Here is an 18,042-nt window from a genome sequence, read left to right on the forward strand (position 1 = left end):
CCAAGCGGGCAAGGCCCTACCGCTCATGCCTCTTAACCTTCCCCGAAACGCCTGGTTCGAAAGGCTACCGGCTCAGTCCTCTTCCAATTCGCCGCAGACAAGCCGCCGCGTGACGTCCGTCAACAGTTCGACGCCGCGCAACGCGTCGTCGTCGCGGGTGTACTCCGCTTCGTTGTGCGAGATGCCTTCGACGCTGGGAACGAAGAGCATGACGGTCGGAACCACATCCTTCATGTTGGTGGAATCGTGCCCGGCGACGGTCATCACGTCCCTGTGGCTGTAGCCCAGACTCTCTGCGCTTACCCTGCCCAAGGCCGCGCCCTTGGACTGGTAGGACACCACACCCCAGTTGTGCGTCAGGTCCAGGCGGATCTCCGTCCGGGAATCTGCCTCGGCGTCGACAATCCTCTTGCCCAGCCGTTCCATGGCCACGCCCAGGACGGACTCGTCGGGGGAACGCAGGTCCAGGTTCATCAGGACCTGGCGGGCGATGGTGACCGGTGAGTTCGGCAGTACATACAGCTCGGATACCGATGTGTGCAGCAGCCCGGGCTCGAATTCCGCAGTCAGTTCACGAGCGGCGGCGATGACCAGCGCGGCCCCAAAGAGGGCGTCACGGCGGTCCTCCATGCGGGTGGCGCCAGTGTGTGACTGGGCTCCGTCCACGGTAACCCGGTACTTGCTGGCGGCCCAGGTGCGGTCCACGATCCCCACTTGGGTGTCGGTTTCTTCCAGGTTCCTGCCCTGCTCGATGTGGATCTCGGCATAGCGTGCAACCTCGGCGAGGACCGGGGCGTTTCCTTGCGAAGTGCTGTGTCCGGCGGCTAGGGCTTCCGCCACTGTGATTCCGGCAGGGTCTGCGGTGGCAAGCGCGTCCTCAAGCGGCAGCTTCCCGGTGAAGACAGAGCTTCCCATCATGCTGGGCGCGAAGCGGCTGCCTTCCTCGTTGAACCAGTTCACAACGGCCAGGTTGTAGGTCGGGCGGAGCTTTCCGGCCTGGACTTCAGCAGCGACGCGGGCGCCTGCATGGGCCGCTGCGAGCACGCCATAGGCCCCGTCGTACCGGCCGGCCAGCGGCTGGGAGTCCAGGTGTGAGCCGACCAGCACATAGGGGGCGCCGGCGACCAGGTCCAGGGTGCCGAACTGGTTGCCTGCCCCGTCCACTGATTCGGTATAGCCGTGCTGGGCCAGCCATTGGCTGAACCATGCCCGCGTGGCATGGTCTGCGGCCGTGCCGGCCTGCCGGTCCACGCCTCCCCCGGGCGTGGCGCCGAAGCCAGACATCGTGGCGAAGTCTGCGAGGAACTCGTCGTGTGCGGTGCTCATGGGGTTTCCTTCCCTGTCAATGCTGCCTCAAGGTCTGTGGCGCGGACCGGCGCCGGCAGATTTTCCTCGCCGAAACGGATTTGCCCGCCCACCATGGTGGCGAGCACGCGGGTGGCTGAGATGTTTGAGGGGTCCACGGCGGTGGGGTCCTGGTCCAGGAACACGAGGTCCGCCAGGTACCCCGGTGCCAAGCGGCCCTTGATGTGCCCGGCTCCCGTGGCGGCGGCCGATCCCGTGGTATAGGCTGCCAGCGCTTCGGCCGCGGTGATCCTTTCGGCCGGGCCGTACACGTCCCCTGAAGGAGTCAGCCGCTCCACGAACGACTGCATGACATCCAGGGGCCGGCCGTTGGAGACGGGTCGGTCTGAACTTCCCGGCAGTGTAACTCCTCGCTTCAGCAGGCTTTTGGCGGGATAGGACCACGAGGTGCGTTTGGGGCCCAGCAGGCGGGCCATACCGTCTCCAAACTCGGTGATGAAGTGCGGCTGCGGGACCAGCACGATGCCGGCCCGGGCTATCCGGTCAAGCTGATCGGGGCGGACCACGCCGCCGTGCTCGATCCGGTTGGGCTGTGCGTTGGAACCGAACTTTTCCTGCGCCTCAGTGATGACGTCAATGGCGTGGTCGATCGCGTGGTCACCGATGGCATGCATCGCAATCGCCCAGCCAGCACGGTAGGCGCTGAGCGCCGACTCGCGCAGCTGGTCCGCGTCCATTTGCAGGTAGCCGTGGTTGTGGGTGCAGCCGACATAGTCCTCGGTCATGTAGGCGGTACTGCCCAGGAGCGAACCGTCGCTGAAGATCTTCACCGGTCCCAGGCGCAGCCAATCGTCGCCCAAGCCGGTGCGGATTCCGGCGTCGAGGCCAATGGAGGCCGGGTCATCGGCGTGGCCGGGCACATCGTGGAGGGCATCCATAACCAGCATTGGCTGCATCCTGACGCTCAGCATCCCCTTGTCGCGGGCATTCTGGTACGCGGCGAACTCCCGCGGCGAATAGCCGATCCAGCCACCGGCGATGCCCGCATCCGTGACGCTGGTAATTCCTTCGGACAGATAGTGTGACGTGGCCAGATCCAGTGCGCGTTCAATGGTCTCCAGCGGATACGGCAGCAGTATGTCCTGCACCAATCGCATGGCGTTTTCCTCCAGCAGCCCCGTCGGCAGGCCATCTTCGCCCATGACGACGGCTCCGCCTTCGATCGGTGCACTGAGATCGGCCTGGGCGGCTACGAGCTCCAGTGCTACGCCGTTGAGCGTGCAGGCGTGGCCGGAGGAGTGTTTGATCCACACTGGACGTCCCCCTGCCGCCGCATCCAACCGGTCCCTGTCCGGTTGCTGGCCGTCGAGCAGCAGCGGGCTGTAACCGGATGCCACAACCCACTCCCCCGGGGCCATTTCGGCGGCGGCCTCGGCGATGATCTGGTACAGCCCGTCCAGATTTGCCGCTGCCCCTGCGTTGGCCTCCATGAGCCCCAGACCGAACCAGACACTGTGCGCGTGGACGTCATTGAACCCAGGGACAATCGTGGTTCCGGCGGCATCAATGGTCCAGAGGGCGTGGCCGCAAAGGCTGGCGTCGGGATCCACATCGAGGATTCTGCCGTCGTGAATGAGCAGGCTTGTCGCGGTGGGGCGGGAGGCATCCTGGGTCAGTATGCGTGCATTGCGAATCAGGAGATCGAAGGGCATGGATCCTCTTTGCTAGGGTCCCCGGGCCTTTCCGAGGAGTTAAGGCCGCGGCCTGAAAGTGCGGCTCCGTCCATTCAACTCTGTGATATCGCTGCCTTCAATGGATATAGAACGCTGTTTCATGGTCAAACTTTAGGCTTTTGCATAAAATGCCTGCATGACAGCAAATGATGGTGACGATGCCCGATCCTACGGTACGACCGCCAGGGAGTTCCGTCCCGGCCGTCCCACCGAGCCGGAATGGACCGAGTTGCTGGAGAGTCTTTGGAAGGATCGATCCCTGCTGGTGGACGACTTCCTGGAGCGTTTTTCCTCCATTTCCTATGGTGAAGCAGTGGTTCCCAAGGAGGACATCTACCGGACCGCAGCGGACACCATGGACATGTTCCTCTATCAGATGGCCGGGTTGGAGCTCCCCCCGGACCTGCAGACGCTTCCCCGCGAGGTGGCCGCCCGGCGCGCCCGCCAGGGCGTTCCCCTCGACGCATTCCTGGTAGCCATCCGCAATGACTTCCGTGTTCTCTGGAAGGGGCTGGAACGGGTCGCGCGGGACAAGGGGATCGGTGTCCTGGTGGCCAACATGGACCGGGTCCTGGACGCCGTCGAAGGCTACGTGACCAGCATCCAACAGGCCTATGCCGAGGAAGAGGCGCGCCTGGCCCGCAACAAGCAGTTGTACCGCCAGCGCCTGCTTTCCCGGCTGTTCAATGCCGGACCTGGCACCCCACGTGAAGTCCAGGACCTTGCAGCGGCCCTCGAAGTGCAGGCCACCGGGACCTTCGAAGTGCTCGCAGTGACCTTGGACGCCGTATCCCAGGCCCAGCAGCAGTTCGAGTCCAACCACAGCATCTATATGTACGAGAACAGCGGAGTCCTGTATGTCTTCCGGCAGCAGCGGAAGGGGCTGACCTGGCGTCACGAACCGCCCGCCTTTCCTGCCGGGTACGTACCGGGAGTGGAGGGACTGGATGCCGTTCCCTCCGCTGCGGCTTCGGCACTTGTGCTGGCACAGCAGAAGCGCCGCGGCACCCGGCTGGCCACGATGGAGGACGCATGGATGGGAATCGCCAGCGGCCTCCTGGAGCAGAAGTTTCCAGGCTTTTCCACCTCCATAAAGAACGCTCTGGACAAGTGCACGCCCGTCGAACGCCAACGCCTGCTGGAGGTGGCACGCAGCTATGGGCGGACCGGATCCATCAAAGAAACGTCGGAGGAGCTGTTCTGCCACCGCAACACCGTAGTGAACCGCCTCCACAGCCTTCACGAGGCGATCGGCCTTGACCTCACAGTGCCGGGCGAGGCCGCGCGGGCACTCATCGCCCTCAGCCGCTACAGCGAGTTCACCGACTAGTTTGTGAAAATGCCTAAGAACGGGGCCGAAAGTGGGTGGAAATTATCATTGTTTAGGGCGTTATCACTCACCTACTCTCGAATAATCACCGCAGCAGTGCAGGCCATCGCCCTTCGCCCGCCGCGGGACCCGAGATGCAAGAACTCAACCCCGCTCGAAAGGGCCCACGCAGTGACCACCTCAAATTCACTTTCCCCCGCCGCAGGTGCTCCTCCGGTGATCTCCGGCAAGGACGCAGGAAAGATTGCCCGTGCCGCCTTCGTCGGGACCGCGCTGGAGTGGTACGACTACTACCTCTTCGGCACGGCTGCGGCGCTGGTCTTCAACCGGCTGTTCTTCACCAATATGGACCCCACCGCGGCGCTGCTGGCCTCCTTTGCCACGTTCGGCGTCGGCTTCGCAGCCCGTCCGATCGGGGCCATGATCTTTGGCTACATCGGCGACCGTTACGGACGCCGGCCCGCGCTGCTGATGACCATCGTCATGATCGGCGCGGCCACGGCCTTCATCGGCCTGTTGCCCGATTTCGGCAGCATCGGCCTGGCGGCGCCCATCCTGCTCGCCGTCTTGCGGCTTGTCCAGGGCCTGGCTGTCGGCGGTGAATGGGGCGGTGCGGTAACCATGGCCGTCGAGCATGCCCCCGTTGAAAAGCGGGGCCGGTACGCCGCCTTGGTACAGGTCGGTTCGCCGGTGGCTACGCTGCTGGCCTCGGGCGCCTTCTCGCTCGTCCTCCTATTCCCGTCGGAAGCTTTTGACGCCTGGGGCTGGCGGATTCCATTCCTGCTGGCTTTCCCCATGCTCGGCATCGCGCTCTGGATCCGCCTCAAGGTGGAAGAATCCCCCATCTTCAAGGATCTGCTCGCCCAGGGTGAAACGTCCAAGGTTCCGGCGTTCGAGGTCTTCCGCCACGCCTCCGGCCGCTTGCTCGTGGCCGTACTCGCGGCCCTCCTCGGCGTGGGTGGCTTCTACATGATCACCACCTTCGCGGTGAGCTACGGGTCCAACACCCTGAAGGTGGACCGGAACGTCATGGTCAACGCAACACTGGTTGCCGCCGTGGCCCAGATCGGAGTCACGTTCCTCATGGGCCGGCTCGCAGAGAAGATCGGGCCGGGCAAGGTCACCATGTGGGGCGGTATCGTCAGCGCCGTCGCCGCTTTCCCCCTCTTCGCCATGATTGACACGAAATCCCCACTGCTGATTACGCTGGCAATCACCGTCGGGATCATGCTTATAGCGGTGGCGTACGCCGTCAACGGTGCCCTGCTGACCGAGCTGTTCCCGCCGAAGCTGCGCTACTCCGGTGTGGCCCTGGGCTATAACATCGCAGGTGCCACCAGTGGATTCATGCCCTTGCTGGCCACGGCCATGCTGGGCGTCTCCGGTAACCAGTCGTGGGGTGCGGCCCTGATCCTGGCGATCATCTCCCTGCTCACCGCCGTCGGCGGGTTCTTCGGCGAGCGCCTGCGGGTCCAGGACAAGAAGCTTGTCGCCGGCAGCTAGGACCGGCCGCAGACAGTAGCCCAAGCTTTACTCTCTTTCGAATGCTCAACCACCAGAACGGGGAGCCGTCCACCGGACGGCTCCCCGTTTCGTTAGGAGACAAAATTGCTCAGTGACGACCAAACGCTCCGCATCCTGGAGGCCGTCGACGCCGCCTTCGATGCGCAGCTGACCTTCACCCAGGACCTGGTCAAGCACCCGTCGCTGCGCACCCGGGAGGGCAGCGCCCAGGACCTGATGCATGCGGCCATGGCAGGCCGTGGCCTGGAGATGGACCGGTGGGAGCTGGACGCCGATGACCTGTCCGCCCATGAGGGCTACGGGCCTACAACGGTTTCCTATGCGGGCATGACTAACGTGGTGGGCACGTACCGTCCAGCCTCCGAGCAGGGCCGATCCCTTATCCTTAACGGCCACATCGACGTCGTCCCCGAGGGTCCGTCCGAGTCCTGGTCCCGCTACCCTTGGGACGCCCCCATCATCGACGGATGGATGTATGGCCGCGGCGCCGGAGACATGAAAGCAGGTCTCGCAGCCAACCTCTTCGCCTTCGACGCCGTCCGCGCGGCGGGGTTCGAGCCCGCCGGCCGCATCCACTTCCAGTCCGTCGTCGAGGAGGAATGCACAGGCAACGGCTCCCTGTCCGCACTGATGCGCGGCTATCGTGCCGACGCCGTCATCATCCCCGAACCAGAAGAAGACATGCTGGTGCGCGCCAACGTCGGCGTGCTCTGGTTCAGGGTCAGGGTCACCGGGAATCCGACCCATCCCCGTGAGATGGGCACCGGCTTCAACGCCATCGACGCAGCGTATACGGCAATCTCTGCGCTGCGGGAGGTCGAAGAGAAGTGGAATGCGGACCGCGGACAGCACCGCTACTTCGAAGACCTGGACCACCCCATCAACTTCAACTTCGGCGGCATCCAGGGCGGGGACTGGCCCTCCAGCGTCCCAGCCTGGTGCGAGTTCGACGTGCGCGCGGCAATATATCCCGGCATCCCCGCGGAGCAGGCATGGGCTGAACTTCAGGACTGCCTTGCCTCCCTGGGCCGGGGACCCGACCCGATCAACGCGGTCGGTGTGAAGACAGGCTTCTTCTCCGAGGGCTATGTGCTGGAGCCCGGAAGCGAAGCAGAGGCCATGCTGGAGCGCACCCATGAGCAGGTGTTCGGCAGTGAACTGAAAAGCTTCACCACGCCGGGCTACCTCGACGGCCGGGTCTTCACGCTCTATGCCGATACGCCGGCGCTGGTCTACGGCCCCGTTTCAGAGTCGATCCACGGGTTCGACGAGCGGGTCTCGGTCGAATCCATCCGCCGGATCACCAAGAGCATCGCCCTGTTCATCGCCGGCTGGTGCGGCATCCACGAACAGCCCGGGGTCCATTCGGAGCCCTGAGCAGCGCCAGCCATGGGTACGCTACTTCTACAACGAGCGAAACCACTCAACGAAATGGACGGAACCACATGCACGCCGTGCTCGAATACACCTACGAGGACAACTACCTTCAGACCCGCGAACAATACCGTTCAGACCACCTCAAGGCGGGCTGGGAAGCAGTGGAACGCGGCGAGCTTCTGCTGGGCGGGGCCGTTGGTGACGGCCCCTTCACCGGGTTGCTGATCTTCACCGGCGAGAACGCACTCGAGGCGGCAAAGGCCTTTGCAGCCGCCGATCCCTACGTCAAAGCTGGCGTCGTGACGTCCTGGACCGCCCGCCCGTGGACAACGGTGCTGGGAAAAGAGGCGGCCACCCCCGTCCGGCCCTAAGACCAGGCTGGGACGGCGGCCTGCCGGGATTTGCAAATGCCGTGCACGGAGAGTCAAGCAACCAGTAGCGCGGCAACTTAGTGTTGTGATCCAAAGCACCTTCAGGGACTGGGATTATGGACAACACAGCTGACCTTCTTCTGATCAACGGCGTCATTGACACCCTGCACGATGAACTCCCCCGCGTCACATCACTTGCGGTCAAGGCCGGGAAGGTCCACGCCGTCGGATTGTTGGCCGAGGCCGCGGCGGGGCCGGGCACTGAGATCATCAACCTCGGCGGCGCCTACGTCATGCCCGGACTGCTTGACGTCCACAATCACCACATGCTGGCAGGGCAGATGGACTTGTTCGAATGCAACGAGGCGCCCACCAAGTCGCTCGATGACCTCCTCACCGCCGTCGCAGAGTATGCAGGGAGCCTGGGCCACGACGAGTGGGTGGTCGGTGGAAGCTGGGGTTCCGGACTCCTGGCCGAACTCAACTCCGTGGAAACGCTCCTCCGTTTTGATGCCGCAACCGGCGGACGGCCTGCCATCTTGAAAGACGACAGCAAGCACAACAGGTGGGTGAATTCCCGGGGCCTGGAACTGGCCGGCATCGGCCCGCACACTCCGGATCCCGAGGGTGGCCAGATAATGCGGGATGCTTCGGGGCGTGCCACCGGTGTCCTCATCGAGGCCGGTGGCGTCCTGGCGGAACAGACGCTGGCGCGGTTGCAGCCGCGGTCCACCCAGGACCTCTCCCGGGCCGCAGCGCGCGGCATCGAGATCCTCCATTCCTACGGCGTGACGGGATTCCAGGATGCGGCATCCTCACTCCAGATGTTGCAGGCGCTGAAAGAGCTCGACGAATCCGGTGAACTCGCTGCCTGGGTGGTGACGTCCATGCAGGCCAATGATTTTATTTTCGGCACCACGCCGCTCGGCGAGGGCATCATCGCCCATCGCGAAGAGACACGGTCCCGGCACCACCGGCCGGACTTCATCAAGATCTTCCTTGACGGGGTGCCCCCGGCGGGGACTGCGGCGTTCATCGAACCCTATTTGCCGGATGTCGGCTTCCCGGAGTGCCACTGCGGGGGCACCACCATGCCTGCAGCAGAGCTGGAGCGCTGGCTGATGGGCACGGCGGAGCGTGGTATTTCCGCCAAGATCCACTGCACGGGCGACGCGTCGGTCCGGCTGGTGCTCGACACCGTGGCGAAGGTCCGCTCAGCCGGACACATCATGCCGAAGTACCACATCGCCCACGGCCAGTTTGTCCAGGAACAGGACATCCCCCGGTTTGCCGAACTCGATGTCACCGCCGACATCTCCCCGTCGTTGTGGTTCCCCGGTGTCATCTCCGAGGCCATTGCCACGGTGCTCCCGGCGGAGAGGGCGTCGAAAATGCAGCCCAACCGCTCCCTGCTGGACGCCGGGGCCCGCATCGCCGGCGGCTCGGACTGGCCAGTCAGCGTGTCTCCGAATGCGTGGGAAGGAATCTACGGCTTGGTAACCCGGCAGGACCCAACAGGGCAATTCCCTGGCACGCTCTGGCCCGAACAGGCCATTTCACTCCCGGAAGCCATCCGTGTGTACACCACCAACTCGGCACAGGCGATGGGCCTGGACGATGTCACCGGCTCCCTGGTCCCGGGAAAGTCGGCGGATTTCATCGTCCTGAGTGCCAATCCGTACGAGATCGACACCGAACAAATCGCGCACATCAAAACCCGCCAGACCTGGTTCGCAGGCCGCAAGGTCTTCGATGCAGAAACAGCGGGCCCCGCAGCCCCGGCCGAAGGACGCGCAGCGCAGCGCGCCTGACGGCTTCCGCATAACCCCTGCTCCGTGTGTGCCCTGCAGGGGCTCACCAACACCCAATTCCCGCCGACGGCGGCCTTCGCCGCTTCGTCCTGCCCGAAAGACAAACATCATGGCCACCACCGCACAAGCTGCCCGGGCAGCCGTCTCCCCAGATAAGGGGACGTACACCTATATCGCCGTTTTCAGCGCAGTCCTGTACACCGTCCTGCTGATTGCCCCGGTGATCGCAGGCAAACTGATCGAGCAGTTCGGCCTTACACCAGTCCAGGTGGGGACGCTCTTCTCCCTGGAGCTCGGCGCCTTCAGCCTGGCCACCGTGCCGGCCTATCTCTGGCTCCGGCGGCTGAACCTGAGGACGGCGAGCTATATCTTCACCGCGGTGGTCATTGCCGGCAACGTGGTCTCCGGCTTTGTGGACGATTTCGGCCTGTTGATGATCGCCCGGGTGGTGACCAGCCTCGCGGCCGGCTCCATCACCGTGATCATCCTGACCCTTAGCGGCAAAACCGCCAACCCCAGCCGCGCCTTTGGAATATTCGTCGTTTTCCAGCTGGCCATGGGAGCACTGATTCTGGCCGTTTTCCCCTCCCTGTTCGCGGGGGCGGCAGTTTCAGCGATCTACTGGACACTCGCCGGACTTGCCGTGCTGTGCCTCCTGGTTGTCAACCGCATCGACGGCGAGGTGCTGCGGACCGCCGCCGCACCCGCCCCAGGGCAGGCAGCGAACCGCGTCCCGGTGCTCAAAGCGGCCGCGGGAATGGCCGCTGTCCTCCTCTTCTACATCGCGCTCAGCGGTGTCTGGTCTTTCATTGCCCAGATCTCGGCCGCCTCCGGCATCGACCTTTCCGCCAGCAGCCTTGTCCTTTCCCTTGCTACCGTCGGCGGCATCCTGTCAGCCCTTGTTGCCACCGCACTTGGTGAGACGCCGCGCCGGAAACTTTACCTGGCGGCAGGTTACGCAGGCATGGCCCTTAGCATCGTGCTTCTTTTCGGTTCACCGGCCCTGATCCAATTCGCCGTCGCCGCCGTGATCTTCAAGTTCGCCTGGACCTTCATCCTGCCGTACCTGCTGTCCACGTTGTCCTCGCTTTCCAGCGGCGCACATCTGATGAACACCACCAACCTCATGATCGGCACCGGCTTCTCCATCGGTCCGATTGTCAGCGGGGCATTGATCCAATCGGCCGGTGGTTCGTTCACGGGCATGCTCGTCTTCGCCCTCGCCGGCGTGCTGGCGTCCGGCGCTCTGGTCCTGATCGCCCAGCGCCGCTAGTCCCTGAAGCGGCGGCTGCCCCTGATCCGGGAAGTTCAGCAAAAACTCGGTAAAACCTGGGACATCCGCTCCCACCCGGCCTATACGATTTCCTGGACGACCGGGATCGGGGGCTTCCGGCGAACAAAACAGGGGGGATCTATGCCGGAACTCAGCCGCATCTATTGGACCCGGCAGGGGCTTCGCCTGGCGTATTCAGCGGTGATGGTTTGGCTCGCTGTCGCGGTGATGTCGGCGGCGGATGGAACGACGACGGCGTGAGTACCTGCCGCCGTCGTCCTCCGTCAGCGTGGGCGAACGGCAGCCGCTGCCCTGAGGCAGTTGGCGTGCGGGCTACGGCCCGCTCTCCGCAGCCTTGGCGAGCGTGAATATGCCGTAGCGCATCGCACCGGTGCGGTAGGCCAGGATCAGGCGGGGAATGCCCAGGAACGAGTTGCGGTTGCGTGCGCTCAGGGCGAGGCGGCGCGTTTCGCGGTCGGTGAAGAGCGCCTTTACGAGTCGGCCGGCGCAGATCGGCCAGGTGCGGGCGACGCGGCGGGTGACGTCCTCATAGCCGGTGACCGCAAAGCCCGCCGCCGTTGCCATCGCCTCGTACTCCTCGCGCGTGCCCATCGAGGGCAGGCGCCCTTCGCGGCAGATCGGCTCCAGCAGGTGGCGGACTTTCCACCCGCTGGCATCGGTCTCGGCGAGCCACGAGCAGATGACGAAGCGGCCGCCGGGTGACAGCACGCGGTGCGCCTCGGCGAAGAACCTGGGCTTGTCCACCATGTGCTCGCTCGACTCGATGGCCCAGGCCGCACCGGCCGAGGCGTCGTCAAGGCCGTTGGCGAGCCAGTCGCGGACCTGGATGTCCACGTCCGGTATGGGATGCGCAGCGGCGTAGCGGGCCTGCTCAGCGGACAGCGTGAAGCCGGTGACCCGGACACCTCGTGTCACTGCGAGCCGCCTCGCTGTGGAGCCGTAACCGCAGCCGATGTCGATGCACGCCTGGCCCGGCATCAGCCTCAGCCGGTCGCCAACTGTTTCGACCAGCGCCTCGACGGCCTCGCCGGGTGTCTCGTGGCCGGTCACCCAGAGGCCGTGATGGACATGCTCGCCCCAGACCCGGCGATAGATGGGGTCGAGCTCGTCGTAGTGATCCGCCACCGCCACGGCGTTCTGGGAGATATCGGGGACGATCACGCCACGACCCTACAACGGGCTCCACGCCGCCGGAAGGGTCAACAACCTAGCGCCCCGACCGCTCTGCAGGCGTTAACCCGGCCATGGGCCCAGTCCTTCCCGATGTCGCCAACCGCGTCGGTGGTGGATTCGACCTTGGCGCGGATGTCCGAGGTGGTGCCGCCGGGGTTGGCACTGCGGGCGAGCGCGGCCACCGCGGCGACAACGGGCGAGGACATCGAGGTGCCGCTGCCGATGTCATACCCCTGGGAACGGTTGTACTCCCTGGCAAGGGTAAACCGGTGGTTGGGGAAGGTGGAGTAAACGCTGACCCCCGGCGCCGCCACGTCCACCCAGGTGCCATAGGTGGAGAATGTCGCCTTCGTGTCGTTGTTGTCGGTTGCGCCCACGGCGATGACGTTGGCGTACGCGGCCGGGTAATTCATGGAGGTGTTCCCACCGTTGCCGGCCGCAGCAACCAGCACCACACCCGCGTTCCAGGCATTATTGACCGCAGTTTCCAGGGTGGTTGACGCGCCGACCGCCAGGCTCATGTTGATGACCTTCGCGCCGTTCTTGACGGCCCAGTTGATGCCGTTCGCCAGGCCTGAGCTTGATCCCATCCCCGTGTCGCTGAGGATTTTCCCGGCCAGGATGCTGCATCCCGGGCACACGCCGGCCACACCCATGCCGTTGTTGGCGGTGGCGGCAACGATTCCGGCGACGTGGGTTCCATGGCCGTAGTTGTCGTCGTTGCTTCTGGAGGTGGTGAAGTTGGTCCGCGCCACGACCTTCGGGTTGATGTCGGGGTTGTCCATCGCGACGCCGGAGTCGAGGACAGCCACCCGGATCCCGGTACCTGTGGTGACGGTCCAGGCCTCGACGGCGTCCACATCGGCGTCAGCTGTGCCCTTGCCTACACTCACCGTACCGGCGGTGTTCGTGAATGACTGGCCTGTGTTTTGCAGCGCGTACTGGCTGGGGAAGTAGGTGTCGTCCGAGGCCGGAGTGACCACATAGTCCGGTTCAGCGTACTCCACGGCGGGGTTCCGGCCCAGCGCTTCGACCAGCTGCAGCTCCTTCCCTGCCGGCACGGTGATCAGGTGCGCGCCGGTGCTGCCGACGTCGGGCCCGTCGGTCAGCCCGTGCGATCTGAGGGCGCCCGCGGCGGCGGCATTGTCGCGGAACTTGACCAGGATCTGCCCTGCAGTGATGGCAGGGTCGGCCGCGGCATTGCCGGGGACCACCCCGCCCAGAAAGGAGCCAATAACCAGGAGAAGGGCGGCGAAGCTCGCCAGCACAAGCTTTTTCATGGGCTTATCTTCCGCGCGCGTGGCCCGGCTGGATAGGGGGAAAGCCCCTTGATATTTTCCCGGCCACCCGGGCTGTGGCCAGCAGGCAGGGCAGGAAGGACGACGGCGGCACTTGCGTATCGCCGTCGTCCTTCCTTCCAGGCCGGGCGTCCGCCCGCCAGCCTTACGGGCTGTTCGACGACCGTCGCGTGTTGGCTCAGCGGGCCTTCGCCTTGGTCACGGTGATTGTGATGCGGTCCGTGACCGCATGGGGGCTCACCCCGTTGGCGGCGGTCACCCTGAACGTGAACTTGCCGGCCTTGGCCGGGGTTCCGGACAGGACACCCGTGGCGGCGAACGTGTAGCTGTAGGCGGCCCGCGTGTTGGCCTTGTTGGGCGGTGTGGCCGCTGTGAAGACAAGCGGTGCTGCGTCCACGGTGATGACCGATACCGTGTTGGAAACGGTGTTGACGACGTAGGCGGCCGACCCGTCCGGGGAGACCGCAACACCGGTCGGATGCGTCCCGGCCGGGATGCTGGAGGTCACCGCGCCGGACGCGACGTCGATGACCGACACCGTGTCGGCCGCGGAGTTGGTGACGTAGGCCGCCGACCCGTCCGGGGCAATGGCAACGCTGTCCGGGGCAAACCCGACCGGGATGGTGGAGGTCACCGTGCCCTTGGAGACATCGATCACGGACACTGAGTCGCCCTCGTTGTTGGTGACGTAGGCTTGTGACCCGTCCGGGGTGAACGCAACGCCCGTGGGAGATGACCCGACCGGGATCGTGGAGGTCCAGGTCCCCGAGGCGACATCGATGACCGACACCATGTCGGAATCCTGCCCGTTGGTGACATACGCCGTCGACCCGTCCGGCGCAAACGCAACGGCATTCGGAAGCGGCCCCACCGGGATTGTGGAGGCCACGGTGCCCGAGGCCACATCAATGACCGACACCGTGCCTGAACCGCTGCCGCCGCTGGTGACATAGGCCGTCGCCCCGTCGGGGGCAAACGCAACGGCGAACGGAGCCGCCCCGACCGGGATCGCGGAAGCCACCGTGCCCGACGCGACATCGATGACCGTCACCATGTCGGAATCCCCGCTGGTGACGTAGGCAATCGACCCGTCCGGGGACCCCGCAACACCGTGCGGACCCGCCCCGACTTGAATCGTGGACGTCACCACACCCGAGGCAACGTCGATGACCGACACCGTGTTGGACTCCCAGTTGGTGACGTAGGCTTTGGACCCGTCCGGGGTGAACGCCACGTTCCTGGGGCTTGAACCGACCGGGATGGTGGAGGTCACTGCGGCTGCAGCGGTTGCCGGGATAGTGCCCGCCAGCATGAGGGCCGCCAGGATTGTACCGAGGATGCCCGCCCGCCGGCCGCGAAGGCGTGCAGCGAACGAACGTGGTCCTTGGTAGCGCCCGGACCCTGTATTGAGTAGCTGCATCACGTTTCCCCCTGCTTGAAGAGCGAATTCTGTTGTGGAGCGTGCGGACATCGGAAGCCACCCTCTGACGGCTGGCCGAAAATACGGCGTGAGCGGAGTCTATAAACCAGGCAAAACCATGGTCACCGTTGGCCCGTACCTGTCTTTTGGACCGGTACTACCTGTTGTGGAGTGCGGCGAGACTGGCGAGCAGGAGTTTTTTCATGGGGGTAATCTTCCGCAGACGAGGCCCCAGCTAGGTAGGGGGAAATGTCCCTTGTTATGTTTCCGGCTACCCGGGCATTGGACAGCAGGCAGGGTAGGCGGCACGACGGCGGCACCGGCGTCCCGCCGTCGTCCTTCCTTCCGTGCCGGGCGTCCGCCCGCCAGCCTTACGGGTGCACCAGCACCTTCACCGCCGTGTCCTTGTGGTTGATCAGGGTATCGAAGCCCTGCTCCACCAGGTCCTCCAGCGCGATCCGGCCGGTGATGAACGGCTTGAGGTCCACCTTGCCCTCCTGGACCATCTTGATCACGACGGGGTGGTCGCGGACGTAGGCGATGGTGCCGCGCAGGTCGATCTCCTTGAGCACGATCTTCTGCATGTCCACGGTGGCGGGCGCGCCCCAGATGGACACGTTGACCACTACGGCGCCGGGCCGGACGGAGTCGAGCATGGTGTCCAGCACCGCGTTCACGCCGGCGCATTCGAAGGCGACGTCGGCGCCTGTCCCGCCGGTGAGCTCCCGCACCCGCGCCGGGACGTCCTCCTTGCTGGGGTCCAGGACGTGGTCCGCCACACCGCTGGAGGTGGCCTTCTCCTTGCGGGCCTGGGTGAGCTCGCTGATGATCGTGGTCACCCCCATGCCCTTCAGGACGGCGGCGGTGAGCAGGCCAATGGGCCCCGAGCCGCCGACCAATGCCGTGTCGCCCGCCTTCACGCCGCTGCGCGCCACTGCGTGGTGCGCCACGGACAGCGGCTCGATCAGCGCCGCTTCGTCCAGCGGGATGTCCCCGATGGGGTGCACCCACCGCTGGTCCACCACGATCTTCTCGCTCAGCCCTCCCCCGCCGCCGGACAACCCGATGAAGCCCATCTGCCGGCAGAGGTGGTAGCTGCCCGCCTGGCACATGTCGCAGGTTCCGTCCACAAAATAGGGTTCGACGACGACGTTGTCCCCCTTCGCCAGGCCCGTCACCCCTTCGCCCACCTCGGAGACAGTCCCGGAGAATTCGTGCCCCAGGGTCACCGGGGATTCCTCGTGCGAGAGCGGGTGCGGATGCCCCGGCGCCGGGCAGAAGATGGGCCCTTCAAGGTATTCGTGCAGGTCTGTGCCACAGATGCCGCACCACGCGACGTCGATCTTCACCGCCCCCGCCCGGAGTTCCGGTTCCGGGATGTCCTCGATGCGGATGTCCTTTTGTGCGTGGAAACGTGCTGCCTTCATGATGGGTTCTTCCTTTAGCGGGTGTGGTGGCTGGGCTGCAGTTCGTAGACGGGCGTCTCCAGCCCCTCCATCCGGGCCTTGAGCTGCAGCGCCAGGTAGGAGGAGTAGTGCCGGCTCTGGTGCAGGTTGCCGCCGTGGATCCAGAGGTTGGGGACGTTGGTTGGTTTCCACATATTGCGCAGCTCCCCCTCCCAGGGGCCAGGGTCTTTTGGCGTGTCTGAGCCGTAGCCCCAGCATTTGCCCACGCGGTCCGCGATTTCGGGCGAGACCAGGTCCGCCAGCCAGCCGTTCATGGAGCCGTAGCCGGTGGCGTAGACGATCAGGTTGGCCTCCAGTTCGGTGCCGTCCGCCATCACCACGGCGTTGCCGGTGATCTTGGAAACCTGCCCGTTCTTCAGCTTCACCCGGCCGTCGATGATCAGCTGGGAGGCGCCGACGTCGATGTAGTAGCCGGAGCCGCGCCGCAGGTACTTCAGGAACAGGCCGGACCCGTCCACGCCGAAGTCAAGGTCGAACCCGGCGGCCTCCAGCTGGGAGTAGAACTCGGCGTCCCGCCGGGCCATCTCCTGGTACACGGGCACCTGCGCCTCGGGCAGGATGCGCATGGGCAGGGATGCGAACAGCAGGTCGGCCTTCTCGGTGGTCACCCCGGCAGCCAGCGCCTTCTCCGAGTACAGGTCCCCCAGGGCCAGGTCCATCAGCGATTCGCTGCGGGCGATGTGGGTGGAGGAGCGCTGCACCATGGTGACGTCGGCGCCGTGTTCCCACAGGTCCGCGCAGATGTCGTGTGCGGAGTTGTTGGAGCCGATCACCACGGCCTTCTTTCCGGTCCAATCGCCGCCGCCGGGGTGCTGGGAAGAGTGCCGCTGCTCCCCCAGGAAGCTCTCGGCGCCGTCGAACGCGGGGATGTTCGGGTAGCCGGAGACGCCCAGGGCGAAGACCAGTTGCTTGGGCCGCAACGTCACTGGTGACCCGTTGCGGAGGACGCTGACCGCCCATTCCTGTGTGCCGTCGTCGTACTCCGCGCCCACGCACTCGGTGCCGGACCAGTAGTTCAGCTCCATGATGCGGGTGTAGTGCTCCAGCCAGTCGCCGATCTTGTCCTTGGCGGCGAAGACGGGCCAGTCGTCCGGGAACTTCAGGTAGGGCAGGTGGTCGTACCAGACGGGGTCGTGCAGGTGCAGGGACTTGTAGCGGTTGCGCCAGGAGTCGCCCGGGTTCTGGTTCTTCTCGATCACGATGGTGGGCACTCCCAGCCGCCGCAGCCGCGCCGCGAGGCCGATGCCGCCCTGCCCGCCGCCGATGATCACGCAGTAGGGCTGCTCCTCGTGGCCGAGCCGCGCCTCCTGTTCCTCCTTGAGTTCCTTCCAGGAACGGCGGCCGCGGATGATTTCGTGTGCCACGCCCTGCTCGCGGCGCGGGCCCCTCTTCTCCTCGAAGCCCTTCAGTTCCTGCATGGTGGTGAGCAGCGTCCAGCATTTGCCGTTGCGCAGCCGGAGGTGGCCGTAGCCGCGGGCGGCGCCGGTCTCGAATGTGATCCAGGCTTCCACGGTCCCGTCGGCAGCGGCGCTGCCGGTGGCGTCCTCGGCGAGCGCCCAGTTGGCCGGCCGGACGTGGTCCAGCGTCGCCTGGAGCATGCGGCGGATGTCAACCTTGCCTTCCAGGGTCTTCAGGTTCCAGGTGAACGCCACGAAGTCGCGCCAGTAGCTGTCCTCCTCGAAGAGGTCCAGCGCGGCGTCCACGTCGCGGCGCTGGAGCGCCCCGTCCAGGCTGCTCAGCCAGGCCTGCGCGGCGGCGGTGGGTGTTTCGGTCATCTCCACTCCTTTGTGTGCGGTCCCTCAGGTGGTCCGGGCGGCCCCGTCCCGCCGGTGTCCCTGCGGTATGCTGGGGCGGGCGTGAGCTGCATCACTATTGGAACGCGGCGGGGGTAACAAGTGCGTTACGCGGGCACTGCCGGCAAGGACGCCGGCGGTGAGGAG

Annotated in this window: 13 protein-coding genes; 6 read left to right on the forward strand and 7 right to left on the reverse strand. The window is 65.4% G+C overall.

The genetic code is table 11. The annotated features are described in order from the left end of the window. Positions 1–72: 72 nt before the first annotated feature. Both ACV095_RS15385 and ACV095_RS15390 read right to left on the reverse strand, forming a co-directional pair. Positions 73–1,326 (reverse strand): M20 family metallo-hydrolase, encoded by a 1,254-nt coding sequence (locus ACV095_RS15385; protein ID WP_478222205.1) that lies wholly within the window; start codon positions 1,324–1,326, stop codon positions 73–75. Beyond that, positions 1,323–3,017 carry an amidohydrolase gene (locus ACV095_RS15390; protein WP_478222206.1) on the reverse strand — a complete coding sequence of 565 codons (1,695 nt, stop codon included), beginning with the start codon at positions 3,015–3,017 and terminating at the stop codon, positions 1,323–1,325. The genes ACV095_RS15385 and ACV095_RS15390 overlap by 4 nt, the downstream gene beginning before the upstream one ends. 157 nt (positions 3,018–3,174) lie before the next feature. Here ACV095_RS15390 and ACV095_RS15395 point away from each other — a divergent pair, with 157 nt between their 5' ends. The 6 genes from ACV095_RS15395 to ACV095_RS15420 all read left to right on the forward strand — a co-directional run bounded on the left by ACV095_RS15395 (position 3,175) and on the right by ACV095_RS15420 (position 10,724). Beyond that, positions 3,175–4,368 carry a helix-turn-helix domain-containing protein gene (locus tag ACV095_RS15395; RefSeq protein ID WP_478222207.1) on the forward strand — a complete coding sequence of 398 codons (1,194 nt, stop codon included), beginning with the start codon at positions 3,175–3,177 and terminating at the stop codon, positions 4,366–4,368. 171 nt (positions 4,369–4,539) lie between these two features. After that, entirely contained in the window at positions 4,540–5,871 is a 1,332-nt protein-coding gene (locus ACV095_RS15400; protein WP_018770459.1) for an MFS transporter, read from the forward strand. 105 nt (positions 5,872–5,976) lie between these two features. Next, the gene (locus tag ACV095_RS15405; protein ID WP_144600607.1) at positions 5,977–7,269 is read left to right on the forward strand and encodes an ArgE/DapE family deacylase; all 1,293 of its coding nucleotides are present in this window, start codon (positions 5,977–5,979) and stop codon (positions 7,267–7,269) included. A 68-nt stretch (positions 7,270–7,337) separates the two neighbouring features. Then, complete coding sequence (locus ACV095_RS15410) at positions 7,338–7,640, forward strand: YciI-like protein (RefSeq protein WP_478222208.1); 303 nt, start codon at positions 7,338–7,340, stop codon at positions 7,638–7,640. A gap of 116 nt (positions 7,641–7,756) precedes the next feature. Then, entirely contained in the window at positions 7,757–9,451 is a 1,695-nt protein-coding gene (locus ACV095_RS15415) for an amidohydrolase (RefSeq protein ID WP_478222209.1), read from the forward strand. 109 nt (positions 9,452–9,560) lie between these two features. Next, a complete protein-coding gene (locus ACV095_RS15420; RefSeq protein WP_144600611.1) occupies positions 9,561–10,724 on the forward strand; it encodes an MFS transporter in 1,164 nt (387 codons plus the stop codon). Between the two features lie 333 nt (positions 10,725–11,057). Here the strand turns inward: ACV095_RS15420 and ACV095_RS15425 are convergent, their stop codons facing one another. The 5 genes from ACV095_RS15425 to ACV095_RS15445 form a co-directional block, all read right to left on the reverse strand. Further along, complete coding sequence (locus ACV095_RS15425; RefSeq protein WP_478222210.1) at positions 11,058–11,906, reverse strand: class I SAM-dependent methyltransferase; 849 nt, start codon at positions 11,904–11,906, stop codon at positions 11,058–11,060. A 38-nt stretch (positions 11,907–11,944) separates the two neighbouring features. After that, positions 11,945–13,198, reverse strand: coding sequence for a S8 family serine peptidase (locus ACV095_RS15430; protein WP_478222211.1), 1,254 nt, complete (start codon positions 13,196–13,198; stop codon positions 11,945–11,947). Between the two features lie 196 nt (positions 13,199–13,394). Beyond that, positions 13,395–14,636 carry a beta-propeller fold lactonase family protein gene (locus tag ACV095_RS15435; RefSeq protein WP_478223461.1) on the reverse strand — a complete coding sequence of 414 codons (1,242 nt, stop codon included), beginning with the start codon at positions 14,634–14,636 and terminating at the stop codon, positions 13,395–13,397. A gap of 371 nt (positions 14,637–15,007) precedes the next feature. After that, positions 15,008–16,063, reverse strand: a complete 1,056-nt coding sequence (locus tag ACV095_RS15440) for a 2,3-butanediol dehydrogenase (protein ID WP_478222212.1) — start codon at positions 16,061–16,063, stop codon at positions 15,008–15,010. 14 nt (positions 16,064–16,077) lie between these two features. Beyond that, positions 16,078–17,877 carry an NAD(P)/FAD-dependent oxidoreductase gene (locus ACV095_RS15445; protein WP_478222213.1) on the reverse strand — a complete coding sequence of 600 codons (1,800 nt, stop codon included), beginning with the start codon at positions 17,875–17,877 and terminating at the stop codon, positions 16,078–16,080. Positions 17,878–18,042 lie beyond the last annotated feature (165 nt).

It is taken from the genome of Arthrobacter sp. JDC6, assembly GCF_056484025.1.